This window comes from Rhodococcus sp. H-CA8f (assembly GCF_002501585.1).
Taxonomy (GTDB): Bacteria; Actinomycetota; Actinomycetes; order Mycobacteriales; family Mycobacteriaceae; genus Rhodococcus_F; species Rhodococcus_F erythropolis.
Window position 1 is genome coordinate 2,696,727 of record NZ_CP023720.1, and the last position, 14,716, is coordinate 2,711,442.

General features: G+C 62.9%; 20 protein-coding genes. 11 read left to right on the forward strand and 9 right to left on the reverse strand.

Going from position 1 to position 14,716, the window contains the following annotated elements; translation table 11 throughout:
• Positions 1-102 precede the first annotated feature (102 nt).
• The 3 genes from CPI83_RS12780 to CPI83_RS31335 are packed head-to-tail and all read right to left on the reverse strand — an operon-like array spanning position 103 to position 2,714.
• A complete protein-coding gene (locus tag CPI83_RS12780; protein ID WP_069146908.1) occupies positions 103-2,076 on the reverse strand; it encodes a helix-turn-helix domain-containing protein in 1,974 nt (657 codons plus the stop codon).
• 10 nt (positions 2,077-2,086) lie between these two features.
• The gene (locus tag CPI83_RS12785) at positions 2,087-2,602 is read right to left on the reverse strand and encodes a tail fiber domain-containing protein (protein ID WP_097387295.1); all 516 of its coding nucleotides are present in this window, start codon (positions 2,600-2,602) and stop codon (positions 2,087-2,089) included.
• On the reverse strand, positions 2,586-2,714 hold the full coding sequence (locus CPI83_RS31335) for a hypothetical protein (protein ID WP_021333694.1): 129 nt from the start codon (positions 2,712-2,714) through the stop codon (positions 2,586-2,588). The genes CPI83_RS12785 and CPI83_RS31335 overlap by 17 nt, the downstream gene beginning before the upstream one ends.
• Positions 2,715-3,002: 288 nt before the next feature.
• Here CPI83_RS31335 and CPI83_RS30990 point away from each other — a divergent pair, with 288 nt between their 5' ends.
• Entirely contained in the window at positions 3,003-3,167 is a 165-nt protein-coding gene (locus CPI83_RS30990) for a hypothetical protein (RefSeq protein ID WP_019748819.1), read from the forward strand.
• A 5-nt stretch (positions 3,168-3,172) separates the two neighbouring features.
• Here the strand turns inward: CPI83_RS30990 and CPI83_RS12790 are convergent, their stop codons facing one another.
• The 3 genes from CPI83_RS12790 to CPI83_RS12800 form a co-directional block, all read right to left on the reverse strand.
• Positions 3,173-3,547 (reverse strand): VOC family protein, encoded by a 375-nt coding sequence (locus CPI83_RS12790; protein ID WP_019748818.1) that lies wholly within the window; start codon positions 3,545-3,547, stop codon positions 3,173-3,175.
• Between the two features lie 29 nt (positions 3,548-3,576).
• Positions 3,577-3,990, reverse strand: a complete 414-nt coding sequence (locus CPI83_RS12795) for a VOC family protein (RefSeq protein ID WP_019748817.1) — start codon at positions 3,988-3,990, stop codon at positions 3,577-3,579.
• 101 nt (positions 3,991-4,091) lie between these two features.
• The gene (locus CPI83_RS12800) at positions 4,092-4,664 is read right to left on the reverse strand and encodes an XRE family transcriptional regulator (RefSeq protein ID WP_097387296.1); all 573 of its coding nucleotides are present in this window, start codon (positions 4,662-4,664) and stop codon (positions 4,092-4,094) included.
• Between the two features lie 64 nt (positions 4,665-4,728).
• On the opposite strand from CPI83_RS12800, the gene CPI83_RS12805 reads away from it, so the two are divergent.
• Together CPI83_RS12805 and CPI83_RS12810 are read left to right on the forward strand one after the other, a co-directional pair.
• A complete protein-coding gene (locus CPI83_RS12805; protein WP_198586349.1) occupies positions 4,729-5,424 on the forward strand; it encodes an AzlC family ABC transporter permease in 696 nt (231 codons plus the stop codon).
• Positions 5,421-5,741 (forward strand): AzlD domain-containing protein, encoded by a 321-nt coding sequence (locus tag CPI83_RS12810; protein WP_065352568.1) that lies wholly within the window; start codon positions 5,421-5,423, stop codon positions 5,739-5,741. Before CPI83_RS12805 ends, CPI83_RS12810 begins: the two co-directional genes overlap by 4 nt.
• Here CPI83_RS12810 and CPI83_RS12815 read toward each other — a convergent pair.
• Positions 5,727-6,383, reverse strand: coding sequence for a TetR/AcrR family transcriptional regulator C-terminal domain-containing protein (locus CPI83_RS12815; protein WP_097387298.1), 657 nt, complete (start codon positions 6,381-6,383; stop codon positions 5,727-5,729). The genes CPI83_RS12810 and CPI83_RS12815 overlap by 15 nt on opposite strands.
• A gap of 164 nt (positions 6,384-6,547) precedes the next feature.
• On the opposite strand from CPI83_RS12815, the gene bioB reads away from it, so the two are divergent.
• The 3 genes from bioB to CPI83_RS12830 are packed head-to-tail and all read left to right on the forward strand — an operon-like array spanning position 6,548 to position 8,384.
• Entirely contained in the window at positions 6,548-7,561 is a 1,014-nt protein-coding gene (gene bioB / locus CPI83_RS12820; protein ID WP_024487821.1) for a biotin synthase BioB, read from the forward strand.
• Positions 7,558-7,782, forward strand: a complete 225-nt coding sequence (locus CPI83_RS12825; protein WP_019748812.1) for a hypothetical protein — start codon at positions 7,558-7,560, stop codon at positions 7,780-7,782. Before bioB ends, CPI83_RS12825 begins: the two co-directional genes overlap by 4 nt.
• 11 nt (positions 7,783-7,793) lie before the next feature.
• Positions 7,794-8,384, forward strand: a complete 591-nt coding sequence (locus CPI83_RS12830; protein WP_019748811.1) for a DUF2567 domain-containing protein — start codon at positions 7,794-7,796, stop codon at positions 8,382-8,384.
• 45 nt (positions 8,385-8,429) lie between these two features.
• Here the strand turns inward: CPI83_RS12830 and CPI83_RS12835 are convergent, their stop codons facing one another.
• Positions 8,430-9,260 carry an SDR family oxidoreductase gene (locus CPI83_RS12835; protein ID WP_019748810.1) on the reverse strand — a complete coding sequence of 277 codons (831 nt, stop codon included), beginning with the start codon at positions 9,258-9,260 and terminating at the stop codon, positions 8,430-8,432.
• 83 nt (positions 9,261-9,343) lie between these two features.
• Here CPI83_RS12835 and CPI83_RS12840 point away from each other — a divergent pair, with 83 nt between their 5' ends.
• The gene (locus CPI83_RS12840; RefSeq protein ID WP_019748809.1) at positions 9,344-9,946 is read left to right on the forward strand and encodes a TetR/AcrR family transcriptional regulator; all 603 of its coding nucleotides are present in this window, start codon (positions 9,344-9,346) and stop codon (positions 9,944-9,946) included.
• A gap of 113 nt (positions 9,947-10,059) precedes the next feature.
• Positions 10,060-10,392 (forward strand): SDR family NAD(P)-dependent oxidoreductase, encoded by a 333-nt coding sequence (locus CPI83_RS12845; RefSeq protein WP_019748808.1) that lies wholly within the window; start codon positions 10,060-10,062, stop codon positions 10,390-10,392.
• 14 nt (positions 10,393-10,406) lie between these two features.
• On the opposite strand, the gene CPI83_RS12850 is transcribed toward CPI83_RS12845, so the two are convergent.
• Complete coding sequence (locus CPI83_RS12850) at positions 10,407-11,135, reverse strand: NUDIX domain-containing protein (RefSeq protein WP_007733069.1); 729 nt, start codon at positions 11,133-11,135, stop codon at positions 10,407-10,409.
• Between the two features lie 102 nt (positions 11,136-11,237).
• On the opposite strand from CPI83_RS12850, the gene nadA reads away from it, so the two are divergent.
• Genes nadA through nadC form a run of 3 tightly spaced genes read left to right on the forward strand, consistent with a single transcriptional unit; the run spans position 11,238 to position 14,715 of the window.
• A complete protein-coding gene (gene nadA, locus CPI83_RS12855) occupies positions 11,238-12,275 on the forward strand; it encodes a quinolinate synthase NadA (protein ID WP_020908027.1) in 1,038 nt (345 codons plus the stop codon).
• The gene (locus CPI83_RS12860; RefSeq protein WP_097387299.1) at positions 12,272-13,843 is read left to right on the forward strand and encodes an L-aspartate oxidase; all 1,572 of its coding nucleotides are present in this window, start codon (positions 12,272-12,274) and stop codon (positions 13,841-13,843) included. Before nadA ends, CPI83_RS12860 begins: the two co-directional genes overlap by 4 nt.
• Entirely contained in the window at positions 13,843-14,715 is an 873-nt protein-coding gene (gene nadC / locus CPI83_RS12865; RefSeq protein ID WP_003941805.1) for a carboxylating nicotinate-nucleotide diphosphorylase, read from the forward strand. The genes CPI83_RS12860 and nadC overlap by 1 nt, the downstream gene beginning before the upstream one ends.
• The last annotated feature ends 1 nt before the right edge of the window (position 14,716 follow it).

Sequence of the window (14,716 nt, forward strand, 5' to 3'; positions counted from 1 at the left end):
GGTGGTCCTCCTGAAGTGATTCTGTGCTCCGCTTCACAGTAGGGAGGGTGATGGCTGCCAGGCCACGTGCTCAGGGCACATCGATCGGTCGAAATTGTAGTGTCATGCACCACCGTCTTTGTCGACGGTCTCACCCCCGGCCTCTTCGGCGCCCACTTGCCGAAGCTCGTCGAGCCTCGTCGCCATGGACACCCGAAAGAAGTTCTCGTCTTCACGCCACGAGTGACCGAGGAGCGTGCGGATGCGCTCGAGACGCTGAACGACGGTGTTCGGGTGATAGTTGAGGGCGCGGGCAGCCTTGGTCGGGCTTCCTTCGTTGCGCACGAGGGCGCGCAGGGTCGCAGTGAGATCGGTGTCCTTGTCGCGATCGTAGGCGAGTACCGGGCCGATCACGTCATCGATGAACTGATGAAGTGATTCCGGATTTTCGCCGAACAGAACGGTGTACGGCAGATACGACGCCGTCGTGACCGCGCCGTCGGTCTTGCCCAACGCCGAGAGCAGGCGAGCAGTACGCAGGGCAGAGGTGAAGCGCGCCGGGAGGTCTTCGGGACGCTCCGCCGTTGCCGGCGCAATCACCACGGCGTGAGGTCCCACCGAACCGGTGATCTGGCGGTGGACGACGGTCGCCGCGGCTGCCGGGTTCCCCGAGCGCGAGACCACCGCGATCAATCCGGCGTGCTGCGACGCCAAAGCCCCGACCGGCAAACTCTGCCCGATTGCGCGGAGCGCAGCGGTGCGGAGTTCCGGAGCAACCGACACCACGAGGACGGTATCGAGTTCGCCGAGGGAGATGCCGAGGTTGCGGGTCCGACGTTCGAGATCGCGCCTGCGCTCGGGCGCAGTGCTCAACAGATCGGCGACCAGTTCGTCACGCGCGCGACGATCCGCTGCTGCCGCCGCCGTGTGTTGCAACACGAGGATCGCAGTAACCTGAGCGGCCCGTTCCACGGTCCTGAGTTCGACAGGTCCGATCGGCGCGTCCGAACGATTCAGCAAGATGGCCCCGAGGAATGATTCGCCGGCGGTGATGGCGCTGACGAGTTGGATCACGGTTTCACTGTCATCGGCGACAAACGTGCATCGGCCGCTTCGGCGACTCTGGTCGATGGCCTCGGACACGGCGCGAGGTAGAGACAACGGCACCGTCGTGATCTGCTCGCCCGAGGATTTGACCAGAGGGCGTAGCTCACTGTCGACCACGACGGTGCCGCGCTCGAGTGCGCTGCTGAGGGTTCGTGCAACCTGGGCATAGCCACCGCCGCGCAGAACGGCGTGGATCAGATCCTGGTGGACGATGTTCGACTTGTCCCGCGCGGACACGTGCTCACGCAGTTCGTCGAGTGCTCGCCCGGTCTCGGCGGCGGATTCCTCGGCGCGATCGAGCGCCCGCGCGGTTTGCAGGACCACCGAGGCATGATCCGCCAGCGCCGAGAGCAGGGCTATCTGATCGGCAGTAAATCGTCGTTCCCGGCGGTCGGCGGCAAACAGGACTCCGAGGATCTGGCCGTCCGAGAGCATCGGCACGCCGAGAATCGCCACCAGCCCTTCGGCGACTATCGCGGCGTCGACCACCTCGTCGTGACGCGACTGCGTGTAGTCGCTGTAGTTCTGAACCCATTGGGCTGCTCGAGATTCGGCAATCGCACTGACCAGTCCCGCGCCGGCGGGAACCTGTAGATGCTGTAGTTCCGGCGAGACGGCGCCTGCTGTCTTTCGAACATTCAGATCTCTGGTGACCACATCGAACTCGGAGAGGTACGTGACGTCGGTGCCCATGATGTCGTGTGCTCGGTTGACGAGTCGCTGGAGCAGAGTGTCCACGTCGCGAACTTGCGCGAGTTCACGCGCACTCGAGTAGAGGACCGCCAATTCGTTCTCGCGACGGCGCAGTCGGCGGAATTCCGACCGACTGGCCCGGATGCGGGCCGCGGTCTGCGTGATCTCCGTTGCGCCGAGGCCGAATTCGGAAAGTACCTGTTCGACATGTTCGTCACCGACGGAGTCGGACGTCACGTCGAACAGCGCGGCAATCTCGTTGGGTTCTGAGTCGGAGTCTGAATCAGGGGCGGTCACACCGAACAAACTACAGACCTGCGGACCTACCGAACTCGTCGAGCGGCGGGGGTGTGTGACTGTTGTTGACCTTTAATGCATTTCGATCCGTGCCCGTGCCTCCCAGTTCTTCGTGCAGTCTGTCCATGTCCTTCTCGAGCGCGCTGACCTTTGTCTCGAGGGCGAGAACTTTGCGGTTCAATGCTTGGATGCTCGCCATGCAGACGCCGTTTGCATCGACGGCCGAGATCCGACGGGTGTTGGATCCCAGGCCGAAGACTGCGGCAAAATCCTGTGCCATCGGTCCGAGATGACGGATCGACTTGTGGTCGAAACCGTAACTCCACGTGCTGATTCGGAGAGCCGTCAACCGGTCGAGCACGTCCTGGGCGCTGGTGGGAACGGCTGCGTCTGTGTCCACGCCGCGGCGACGCGTGGCGTGCGAGAGCACCCACTGCGCGGGGTGGCGCATCGCCGCGTTGACCCGAGTGCTGACCCGAGTGCCCAAATATTCAGTGCGCTCGCCCTCGTCAGGCGGTGAGGTCACGTCGCGCAGTTTTGACGGTCTTGTCGCTCAGCAGAATTCCCGCTCCCGCGCCTAGTAGTCCGAGGCCGATTCCGACAGCAGCGCTGCCGAGGCCCAAAGCAATTCCCAACATGATTCCTCCAAAAATTGTGCGGTGAATTGAGGGGCCAGGTGTCCGACGAAAGTGCTGCCGACCTGCTCCGCGCTCATCTTTCACATTGCTCCGCCGTGCGGGCGATGACAACCCGTCTGGACCGAATTTCTCGTGGAAAACACAGGCGTGCAACACTGGGTCAAGAACTGCTGGGTCATCGGCGCCTTGTCGGCGCCGTACGGGCGGCAGTAATCAAGTAGCCATCGACCGATCTCTAACGCAGGTTTATCTGCGCGCGGCAACGATGACCAGGCAAAAGGGTGGCATGTGAACGAATCGAGCAATGGCTTGTTTTCCGACCTCAGCGCGTCGGAGCCCGTTGTCGACGCAAAAAGCGCCGAGCAACTGGCGGCCGAGCGTGAAACTGCGGCAGCAGAACGCTCCAACACCGACACCGCTGAACAGCGGCAGTCACAGCTGTTCAGCGGTTAAGCGCGTCAGGACTCCTTGATTACCGACAGAACATTGCCGGCTGGATCGGTGAACCACGCGATGTCGGGGCCGTTGCCACGCATGATGCCTCGCGCATCCTGGGGGAATCCGTCGTATTTCAGAAACTCCACGCCACGTGCGGTCAGTTGATCGACGGTTGTGTCGATGTCGTCGACGACGAAGTTGAGAATCGTGTACGTCGCCGCTTCGTGATTCGGTTTGGGATAGACGAGGATTTCGGTTCCTCCGGCAAGATGTAGCCGAATCAGCCCCATGTCTTCATCGGTCACTTTCAGCCCGAGTATTTCGCCGTAGAACTTCTTTGCAGCATCGATGTCTGTCACCGAAAATCCGCTGAATGCTTTGGTGTCCGCAAGCATGACTGTCTCCGTTCCTAGCTGTTGTCGGACTAGGTGGGTTGGGAATCCGTCATTCCGGATTCCATGTCGGCCCTGGCTTCCTCGCTGAACTCGATGATCTGAACGTAGTTTCCGTCGGGGTCGATCGCGGTGGCGAACAAACTGCCCCCGCGGACTTCGAGCGGAGCGTGCCAGTTTCCGCCGAGTGCGTCGATGCGCTGTGCGATCGACCGGGCGTCGTCGGTCTCGACGTTGAGGAACATGCGACCCGGTTGGGGGTTGGTCTCACCGACGTCGTCGCGTCTGTCGAGCATTACGTAGAAACCGTTGAAGTCGAGGACGTCGTAGCCAGGGTCACCGGGAGTCCGGTCGACCTTCGGGGCGAACGCCTCGGCGTACCAGTCGCGCAAGCGTTCGGGGTTGGTGCTCGAGAGCAAAATGCTGCTGATGCTGGATCCGGACATGGGTCCTCCTGCTGTCGGTCGTTACTGTCGTCGGCAATCGAGGCTCTGGCCACATCACCTCCCAGATACAGACTTCCCGCAGCGGCGAAACTCATCGCGGCTCAGATGTGTTCCGACACCATGATCGCCGTCGTCCCTGGTTCGAGCGCCCGAAAGATGTGCTCCTCGTCGCCGGGATAAGCGAGATAGTCGCCCGGTCCGAGCTCGATCGGATCTGCAGTGGGCCCGACCTCCGCTCGCCCGGTGCCGATCACGACGTGTTCGGTGGTGCCGCGCGCATGCGGAGTCGAAACACGCGGCTCGCCCGGTTCGGCGACTATCCGATACAGATCACGTCGTGCGTTCGGTGGGCTCGGCGCCAAGAGCGTCGCGATGTACGACGCGTTTGCCGACGCAATCGCGGGACCTTCTCCGGCTCGAATCAATTGAACGGTCTGTGCCTGCGAGTCGACGAGTTGTGAGAACGGCACACCCAACGCGTTGCCGAGTGCCCACAGTGTTTCGAGGCTCGGGTTCCCGAGGCCGGATTCGAGTTGGGAGAGTGTGGATTTGGCGATGTCGGCGCGCCGCGCCACCTCCGAGAGGCTCAAGCCGGCTCGGGCACGTTCGCGTTTGAGTGCGACGGCGACCAGTTTCTGAGGAGTCTCCGCTGTATCCGTTTCATCACTGGTCATCGTTCGATTCTCCGATCGGTCGTTCTACTTGACGAACGGTGTCACTTCGTTCAACATAGAATACATGCGTTCTTTATGGCGAACAGTTGATCGAGACACGGTTCGGGTGAGCGTGCTGATCTGTCTCTCCGTGGCCATCGTCGGTGTGTCCTACGGTGTGACGGCAGGATCGGCTGGATTCTCGTTGTGGCAGCTTTCGGCGTTGGCTGTACTCGTTCTGGGAGCGTCTTCGGAGTTCTTGTTCATCGGAATCATCGCAGCCGGAGGCAGTGCCACCGCTGCTGTTGTGGCGGGCTTGTTGATCAACTCACGTAACTTCGCCTACGGGATGTCGGCAGGATCATTTCTCGGCACGGGTCGCTACAAAGATTCAGGCTGGCGCAGTATGGTCGGCGCGCACCTGGTCAACGACGAAAGCGTCGCGGTCGCCATGGCGCAGGAATCGGTGGAGCGCAAGCGTGCGGCTTTTTGGTTCTGTGGAATCGGGATCGCGGTGTCGTGGCCGATCGGAGCGCTGCTGGGCGGGCTGCTCGGCAGCGTCGTCCGAGACCCCGGCGTGTTGGGATTGGATGCCGCGTTTCCGGCTGTCATTCTGGCCCTTGTCTTGCCTGCGCTGAAGGAAAAGGTGACGCTGCTTGCCGCCCTGATCGGTGCAGCAGTCGCGGTGGCCACGTCGCCGTTCCTGCCGCCCGGTACCGCGCCGCTCGTAGCGCTGCTGAGTATCGCGGTGACGATACCGTTCCGGGAGAAGGTTCGATGAATACCGCGTCGGTCTGGATCGGTATTGTTGTGTTCGCTTGCGGTTCTTACGCTTTGCGGGCAAGTGGCGTTCTGCTCCGCGCTCGGGTGAAGCTTTCGGTTTTTGCCGAGAAAACCCTCGATCGTGCTGTCGTGGTGCTGCTGCTCGCAGTGGTTGCGACATCGACGGTCTTCACCGGGCATGACGTTGCGGGGCCGGCGCGGATGCTCGGTGTGGTGGCGGGAGGCATCTGCGCCTGGTTCAAGGCGCCGTTGGTAATGGTGGTGGTTGTTGCGGCCGGCACTACTGCAGTACTCCGACTGTCAGGAGTGTCGTAGAGCCGATTCGGTGCGCGTTGAATGTGTGGTCGAATTCAGGCGAGTGCGGATGCCGTCGATGAACAGGTCCAGACCGAACTGGAAGCGCACTGTCGGATCGCCGTCGAGGAGGTCCTCGTCGGAACCGCCGCCGATCACCTCGGGGGAGTCGGGGGAAATGGGTGCTCGGGTCAGTGCCCCCATTTCTTCCATCTGCGCTCGGGACTGCTCGTCGACGGTGTGGCCGAGCACGTAGTACAGCAGGGCGTACGCCGCGAGTTGGGCATGCTCGCGTGATAGCCCGGATTCTTCGCCGGCGTGTACGAAGTGCTCGCGCACCTTGCTGCTTGTCATCCGCGAGGCGAAGGTGGCGCTGACCAACTCGGCGCCGTCGCGGTGCGCCAGTAGGGCAGACCGAAGTCTGTGTGCCAGTTCGGAATACGCTTCTTGCCACGTGTCTGCGTCGACGGGGGCGTCGAGGTCTTCGAGGATCTTGTCGACGACCGCGCCGAGCAAGGTCTGTTTGTTCGGGAAGTGCCAGTACAGAGCGCCGGGTTGGACGCCTAGTGAGGTTGCGAGCCTGCGCATCGTGAGGTCGGCAAGTCCGAACTCGTCGAGTATCGCCATGGCGCCGTCCAGCACGTCGCCGCGTCGCAACTGCACTTGTTGTTCCCCTCGTTTCGTCCCGCTGTGGGGCGCTCGCGATCGGATGTCGATCGGACCCGCCTTTGACAGTATTCCACCACGTCTCTAACGTGAACACCGTTCAACTTGTACGGTGTTCAATTTTGCTGGTTTCGAAGGAGACGTCTGTGACCCCGCCCCCGATTAGCACGGCCCCTGCGACGGTCGACATCCTCGACCAGGCGCGCGAGCAAGTTCTCGAAAGAGGAGTTGGCCTGACCGAAAGCCAGGTGCTCGACGTACTCCGACTCGACGACGACAGGCTCGAAGACCTGCTGGCTCTCGCCCACGATGTGCGTATGAAATGGTGTGGACCGGAGGTCGAGGTCGAGGGCATCATCAGCCTCAAGACGGGCGGTTGCCCCGAGGACTGCCATTTCTGCTCGCAGTCCGGACTCTTCCAGTCGCCGGTTCGCGCGGCCTGGTTGGACATCCCGAGCCTGGTGGAAGCTGCCAAGCAGACTGCGAAGTCGGGCGCTACCGAGTTCTGCATCGTGGCCGCCGTCCGCGGACCTGACGCCCGGTTGCTCGCTCAGGTAGCCGCAGGTATCGAGGCGATCCGCAATGAGGTCGACATCCAGATCGCCTGCTCGCTCGGCATGCTGACCCAGGAACAGGTCGACCAACTGGCCGCCATGGGTGTGCACCGGTACAACCACAACTTGGAGACCTCGAAGTCGCACTTCCCGAACGTCGTGACCACACACTCGTGGGAAGAGCGGTGGAACACGCTTCGGATGGTTCGCGAAGCAGGCATGGAAGTGTGCTGCGGCGGAATCCTCGGTATGGGTGAATCATTGGAGCAGCGCGCAGAATTTGCCGCGAACTTGGCTGAGCTCGAGCCGGACGAGGTCCCGCTCAACTTCCTCAACCCGCGTCCCGGCACCCCCTTCGGGGATCTGGATGTGCTGCCCGCCAGCGAGGCGCTCAAGTCCGTGGCGGCATTCCGTCTCGCGCTGCCCCGCACGATCCTGCGCTTCGCGGGTGGACGCGAGATCACCCTCGGCGACCTGGGTGCCAAGCAGGGCATCCTCGGTGGAATCAACGCCGTCATCGTCGGCAACTACCTGACGACCCTCGGGCGTCCCGCCGAGAAGGATCTGGATTTGTTGGTGGATCTGCAGATGCCGATCAAAGCACTGAACGACACTCTGTGAGCACTCCGGTGACCGAGGAGCGGTACAACCCGTTCACCGGGCGTCGGATCGTCGACGGTGTCGACGATCCGACGCCGACTGCGGCGTCGATGGGGCTAGAGCCGCCTCGCTTCTGCGAGCAGTGCGGGCGCCGCATGATCGTTCAGGTCAGCCCTGACGGGTGGTGGGCGAAATGCTCCCGACACGGTGTCGTCGACTCGATCGACGCCGCCCGCAGGTAGCGTCACTCTGTGTGATCTCTCTTCGGCAGACTCGTCTGCGCACCGCGATCGTGATCGCCGCAACCACTGCGGGCGTGAGCGTGCTCGTCGGTGTGGTGTGGGCGTTCTTGGCTCCGGCCGAGCATCTGTTGGTGGTGTCCGAGGGGCGCGGCGTCGCGTTGACGGGTGAGAGCCTCCATCAGTTCGACGCGAGTGCTGTGTTCATCTGGCTGGCACTGATCGTCGGTGTGCTGTCGGCAGTAGCGGCGTGGTTGGCGCGTCTGAGTCGAGGCCCGTATGCCCTGGGCGGGTTGATAGTCGGCTCGGCGGCAGGTGCCGGACTGATGGCACTCGTTGGTTCGGGCGTGACAAAACTGCGTTTCCCCACCGCCGACAATCCGGCGGTCGGGGAGATCATCGCGCGTGCACCGAACATCGGCACCTTGCTCGTGCTTCTGTTTCAGCCGCTCGCGGCGTGCGTCGTGACTTTGGTTCTGGCAGTGCTCAATCCGTACGACGACCTCGGTGTGGGGGACCACCCGGAATCTGGGGATCCGGAATCCGGGGATCCGGCCACCGAGGCCGAACAGACCGACGACGAGGTCCAGCCGAAACTCCCGTAGCCGTTGCTTCTATACAGCCGTTGCTTCTATACAGCTGACGCTTCTCTATACCGCCGACGTCGACGGGCGGTTCGCTGCGGACTTCATTCGCACGTCACCCAACAGTCGACCCGAAATCAACGCTCCCAACCGGCGGGTTGCGAAGCGAGTGCTGATCGAGGACACCCAATTCGGCAAACCTGATACGACTGTCGGCGGTGCGTTGCGTCGATCCAGTGCCCGGAAAGCTGTATCCACCACCTGAGTTGCCGTCTGCATTCGCCCGACCGCAGCATCTTCGGAGCCGACGACGTCGAAGAACTCGGTTCGTGTCGGGCCGGGGCACACCGCCAATACGGTCAATCCGCTGCCGCGAGCTTCTGCCCAGAGTGCTTCGGTGAAGTTGAGTACAAAAGCCTTGGACGCGCCGTAGACGGCCATGCCAGGGGTCGGCTGGAACGACGCCGTGCTCGCGATGTTGACGAGCGCTCCACGTCCGCCCAGGAGATCGGGCAGGAAGGTGTGCGTCAGTTCGACCAGCGTGGCGATGTTGAGCTGAATTTCGGACGTGACGCGCTCGAGATCTTCGTCCACGAATGCTCCGTGTGTTCCGAATCCGGCGTTGTTGATCAGCGAGGTGACGGTGATGCCACGGTTTGTCAGCTCCTGGTGCAGTGTTGCGCCGACGCCGGGCGCCGCCAGGTCGGCAGGCAGAACTGTGACTGTGATGCCGTGGGCGACGCGGAGTTCGGTAGCGAGGGCTTCGAGGCGATCTGCCCGCCTGGCGACGAGAACCAGATTTGCACCGCGAGCGGCGAAGCGGTGAGCGAATTCCACTCCGAGCCCAGCGCTGGCTCCGGTGATGAGGACGGTGGTTCCGGTTACGTCGATGGCCATGGTGGCTCCTTCGGTTCGGGTGATCCCAAATGTAGGCACTGACACCATAGTTGTCAATGACAACATTTTGATATGGTGCCACCATGCCCGCCCACGAACAGCCGTACCACCACGGCAGCCTGCGACAGGAACTCCTGGCGTCGGCTGAAGCGACCCTCGAGCGAGATGGCGTCGACAAGTTGTCGCTGCGGCAGCTTGCGCGCGAGGCGGGCGTGAGTCACGCGGCCCCTGGCAAGCATTTTCGCGACCGTCAGGCTTTGCTCGACGCCTTGGCTGAAAGCGGATTCCATCGGATGACCGGTGCACTCGAGCGAGCAGTTTCGGAGGCGCCGCCGACCGCGAAAGCCCGGTTCTCCTCGCTCGCCAACGCCTATGTGGATTTTGCGCTCGAGCATCCGGGCCTGTTGTCTCTGATGTACAGCAACAAGCATGCACCCGGTGCGGCCGAGACTGTCGTGAATGCGGGGCACGCGACGATGGATCTGACCGTTCGGCTCGTATCGGAAGCGCAGGCTGCGGGTGACATTGCCGCCGGCGATCCGGAAAGTATTGCGCTGGTTGCCTTTGCGACGTTCCATGGCGTCGCGACGCTGGCCGCGGGCGGAATGTTGGGCGACGTGCCGGTCGGCGATGTGGTGAACGCGGCCTCGACGGTCTTCTGGGCGGGATTGTCTCGATCTGCCTGATGTGTGGGCGCGCGCGGAATCCCCAGAGTTCTCACAGAACCAACACAAGGGAGCCACAAGATTGCGGACTTACATGGGAGTCAAGAAGTTTGATTCCGAGTGGAGGTTTCGCAATGAGCGTTTCGGAGATCGCCCCGAACAGGGGAGTTGTACTTGTCACGGACATCGGATTCGAGCACGGTGCGCGTATCGCCACCGAGTTTCTCGACGCCGGTTGGAGCGTGGCGGCCACCGCGCGGACGGTGACAGAATTGGTGCGCGTCATGGCGGGAAAACCGACCCATCGCTTCTTTGCGATAGTCGCTGATCCGACGGATCGTTGGCAGGCCGATCGGATTCTCGATCGGGTGACGACGCGGTTCGGCGCAATCAATCGGGTCATCGATCCGGCCGGCGCGGTGAACTCGGCGTGGCTGCAACGCGGAAGTTTCGAAGCCGTTGCCTGAGAACCTGATCGACGTCAGCTCGGGGGACGCAGTGCAGCGAACTCGTCGGTGACTCGCAAGGTGGAGTCGGTGAAGCGGTACAGGGCCGGTGGGCGTCCGCCCGACTTGCCGGACGGTGCGGTGTTGCCGGTGGGAGTCAGTACGCCTCGGCGACCCAGTACGCGTTGCAAGTTGGTTGCGTCGACTTGGTAACCGAGCGCAGCACAGTAGATTTCGCGCAGTGTCGACATCGCGAACTCTTCGGGAGCCAGCCCGAATGCGATGTTGGTGTAGGAGAGTTTTGCAGCCAGTCGATTACGCGCGTGCCGTACGACGGTTCCGTGGTCGAACGACATCTCCGGCAACTTCGAAACGGGGTGCCAGGCCGTGTCGGGTGGAAGTTGTGGGTCGGCGCTGAGGGGAACGAGTCCGAGGAAGGTCGACGCGATGCGGCGCGGGCCCGGCACTCGTTGTGGATCACTGAAGACGGAGAGTTGCTCGAGGTGGGCGACCTTTCGTAGGTCGACCTTCTCGGCGAGGAGTCGTCGAGCGGAGGTCGTCAGGTCCTCGTCGTCGCGCAAAGTGCCCCCGGGCAGTGACCATGTGCCTTTCTGCGGGTTGAGTGCGCGCTGCCACAGCAGCACGGCCAACTCTTCACGCCCTTGTGGGCAGTGATCGCCGTCACCTGCGGCGATGCTTGCGGGGAAGGTGCGAACTTGGAACACCGCTGCAAGCACTTCGTGGGTGGTGTTACTATTGGGCACGTTTTCGATCCTAAGTCGAAAACCTCGAATACGGAAATCCGGGCCAGCCCGTCCGGATTTGAACTGGGTGACGAGCCCGGGTTCACGGTGAAGGAGAACGCCATGACGACCACGACGTTATGGGAGGGATCGGCCTCGCAGATTCACGACGGCCCCGGCGGATACAACGGAGTCGAAGCGACCCCCGAGTGGGCCGCTGAGATCAAACGTCTGGCTCGCGAACGGGGCGCGACGATTCTTGCGCACAACTACCAGCTGCCTGCGATTCAGGACGTCGCCGATCATGTCGGCGACTCCCTGGCGCTTTCGCGAATCGCTGCCGAGGCGCCCGAGGACACGATTGTCTTCTGTGGTGTGCACTTCATGGCCGAGACCGCGAAGATCCTGTCGCCGTCCAAGACCGTGCTGATCCCGGACGAGCGAGCCGGCTGTTCTCTGGCCGACTCGATCAATGCCGAGCAGCTTCGTGAGTGGAAGGCCGACAACCCGAACGCCCTCGTCGTGTCCTATGTCAACACCACGGCCGAGGTCAAGGGTCTCACCGACATCTGCTGCACGTCGTCCAATGCCGTCGACGTGGTCAACTCGATTGATCCCGACCGGGAAGTTCTCTTCCTCCCGGACCAGTTCCTCGGAGCTCACGTCAAGCGCGTCACAGGCCGCACCAACATGCAGATCTGGGCCGGTGAATGCCACGTCCACGCGGGTATCAACGGTGACGAGTTGACGGCGAAGTCCAAGGCTCACCCCGATGCCGAGCTTTTTGTGCACCCTGAATGCGGTTGCGCTACTTCGGCTCTGTACCTCGCCGGTGAAGGCGCGGTCCCCGCGGACAAGGTCAAGATCCTCTCCACCGGCGGAATGCTCGACGCTGCCCGCGTCACCAAGAGCAAGCAGGTTCTGGTCGCCACCGAGATCGGGATGCTGCACCAGTTGCGCAAGGCAGCGCCCGACGTCGATTTCCAGGCCGTCAACGACCGCGCGTCGTGCCCGTACATGAAGATGATCACGCCTGCCGCGTTGCTTCGCTGCCTTCTCGAGGGCAAGGACGAGGTCCACGTCGATCTCGAGATGGCCAAGCGTGCACAGAAATCGGTGCAGCGCATGATCGAGATCGGTAATCCGGGCGGCGGCGAGTGAGCAGCCCTGCCGGGCGTTTCGCCTGGGAGGCTCATGCCGACCTGGTCGTCGTGGGAGGCGGTGTCGCGGGCCTCACCGCTGCGCGCACCGCTTCTCTGCGGGGGCTGAAAGTACTCACGGTCAGCAAGGGTGGTCCGACGGACACCTCGACTCAGTACGCGCAGGGCGGCATCGCGGTCGTCGACGATCTGAATACGGATTCCGTCGAGTCGCACGTTGCGGATACGTGTGAGGCCGGCGTCGGCTTGTGCGACGAGGAAGCCGTCTATTCCATCGTCGAAGCTGGTCACGACGCAGTTGCGGCGCTGGCCGCGTTGGGCGCGGTCTTCGATCGCGGGCGAGACGGCGAGGTGTCGCGCACCCGCGAGGGTGGGCACAGCACGCGTCGGATCATCCATGCGGGCGGCGACGCCACGGGCGCGGAAGTGCAGCGAGCTCTCAACGCTGCCGGCCTCCCCGTTCTGTTCGGTGCAGCGGCAGTCCAGGTGGTGGCCAACCGGCGCGGGGTGTGTGGACTCATCGTCTCCTCGCCGGAAGGGCTCGGAGTGATCCATGCGCCCGCGGTACTGCTCGCTACCGGTGGACTCGGTCAGCTGTATGCCTGCAGTACAAATCCGCCCGGTGCAACTGCCGACGGAATCGCGTTGGCGCTCGAAGCAGGTGCGGCAATTGCGGATCTGGAATTCGTTCAGTTCCATCCTACGGTCCTCTTCACTCCGGGTGGAGCAGGTCGCCGGCCCTTGATCAGTGAGGCGGTCCGCGGCGAAGGTGCGATTCTTGTCGACACCAACGGCGATTCGGTCACCGCAGGTGTTCATCCGCTGGGTGATCTCGCCCCGCGTGACGTGGTCTCGCGCGCAATCGCAGCACGCCTACGAGATCTCGGCACCGATCACGTCTACCTGGACGCCCGCAAGCTCGACGGCTTCGATTCGCGGTTCCCGACGATCACCGCATCCTGTCTCGAAGCGGGCATCGATCCACGCACCCAACTCATTCCCGTCGCTCCGGCCGCGCACTACTCGTGCGGTGGAGTCGCCACCGACGTCCATGGACGAACGGGAGTGCCTGGACTCTACGCAGCGGGCGAAGTGGCTCGGACGGGATTGCACGGCGCGAATCGTCTTGCGTCCAACAGCCTTCTCGAGGGTTTGGTGGTCGGGGAGCGTGCCGGAATCGCAGCTGCCGAGCGTCGCGAGGTTCATGCCGAAGTGGTCAACGTGGTGCGCAAGCCGATGCCGATCCTCCCACGAGAGACTGTGCAGTCCGTCATGACAGCACACGCGTCGGTGGTTCGCGACGGAGGCGGTCTCCTGACTGCGCGAGCCGCGCTTGCCGACGCCGATCAGACAGTGGCGGTGGCTGCTGGGGACCTCGAAGACGCGGCGCTCACACTGACCGCGACAGCGTTGGTCGATGTAGCCGTGGCACGAACCGAGAGCCGAGGCTGTCACACCCGCACCGACTATCCTGAAACAGATCCGAATCAGCGTCGCAGCACTCGGATCAAGATGAGTGCCGATGGAGCGCTCGAAATACTAGACATGTTGTTGACAGGAGTTCATTGATGACCGAGCAGAAGATCCTGCCCGCGCCGCTCGACCGTGACGAACTGCTCACGTTGGTCAGGCTCGCTCTGGACGAGGATCTGCGCTATGGCCCTGATATCACTTCTACCGCAACGGTTCCCGCCGATGCGGTCGCGAAGGCTTCGGTCGTCTCACGCTCCTCGGGTACTGTCGCCGGCATCGACGTCGGACTGCTTGTTCTCGACGAGGTGATCGGCGCGGGTAACTACGAGGTCGTTGATCGGGTGGCCGATGGAACTCGGGTTGCGCCAGGTCAATCGGTGCTCACCGTCGTCGCGCCCACCCGCGGCCTTCTCACGGCAGAGCGGACGATGCTCAACCTCGTCTGCCATCTCTCGGGAATCGCCACGGCGACGTCGCAGTGGGTCGACGCCATCGCCGGCACTCATGCCAAAGTGCGGGACAGCCGAAAGACACTGCCCGGACTGCGTTCTCTGCAGAAATATGCAGTCCACGTGGGCGGAGGCGTCAACCACCGCATGGGATTGGGTGACGCGGCGTTGATCAAGGACAACCACGTTGCCGCTGCCGGTTCGGTGGTCGCAGCACTTCGTGCGGTCCGTGAGCTCGCCCCGGACATCGAGTGCGAAGTCGAGGTCGACAACCTCACTCAGCTCGACCAGGTGCTGGCGGAGAACGTGGAACTTGTTCTGCTGGACAACTTCCCGCTGTGGCAGACGCAGATCGCGGTCCAACGCCGAGACGCTGTTGCCCCCGAAACCAAGCTCGAGTCATCCGGTGGTCTCACCATCGACGTTGCCGCAGAGTACGCCCGAACCGGCGTCGACTACCTCGCTGTAGGTGCCTTGACGCACTCGGTGACAGTGCTCGACCTCGGGCTCGACATGTAGG

Bases quoted from the DNA above. Each gene is read 5' to 3' on its own strand.
- CPI83_RS12845 (WP_019748808.1), top strand. From the start codon at position 10,060: ATGAGCGTTTCGGAGATCGCCCCGAACAGGGGAGTTGTACTTGTCACG.
- CPI83_RS12840 (WP_019748809.1), top strand. From the start codon at position 9,344: ATGCCCGCCCACGAACAGCCGTACCACCACGGCAGCCTGCGACAGGAA.
- CPI83_RS12795 (WP_019748817.1), bottom strand. From the start codon at position 3,990: ATGTCCGGATCCAGCATCAGCAGCATTTTGCTCTCGAGCACCAACCCC.
- CPI83_RS12805 (WP_198586349.1), top strand. From the start codon at position 4,729: ATGCGTTCTTTATGGCGAACAGTTGATCGAGACACGGTTCGGGTGAGC.
- CPI83_RS12835 (WP_019748810.1), bottom strand. From the start codon at position 9,260: ATGGCCATCGACGTAACCGGAACCACCGTCCTCATCACCGGAGCCAGC.
- CPI83_RS12790 (WP_019748818.1), bottom strand. From the start codon at position 3,547: ATGCTTGCGGACACCAAAGCATTCAGCGGATTTTCGGTGACAGACATC.
- CPI83_RS12800 (WP_097387296.1), bottom strand. From the start codon at position 4,664: ATGACCAGTGATGAAACGGATACAGCGGAGACTCCTCAGAAACTGGTC.
- CPI83_RS12810 (WP_065352568.1), top strand. From the start codon at position 5,421: ATGAATACCGCGTCGGTCTGGATCGGTATTGTTGTGTTCGCTTGCGGT.
- nadA (WP_020908027.1), top strand. From the start codon at position 11,238: ATGACGACCACGACGTTATGGGAGGGATCGGCCTCGCAGATTCACGAC.
- nadC (WP_003941805.1), top strand. From the start codon at position 13,843: ATGACCGAGCAGAAGATCCTGCCCGCGCCGCTCGACCGTGACGAACTG.
- CPI83_RS31335 (WP_021333694.1), bottom strand. From the start codon at position 2,714: ATGTTGGGAATTGCTTTGGGCCTCGGCAGCGCTGCTGTCGGAATCGGC.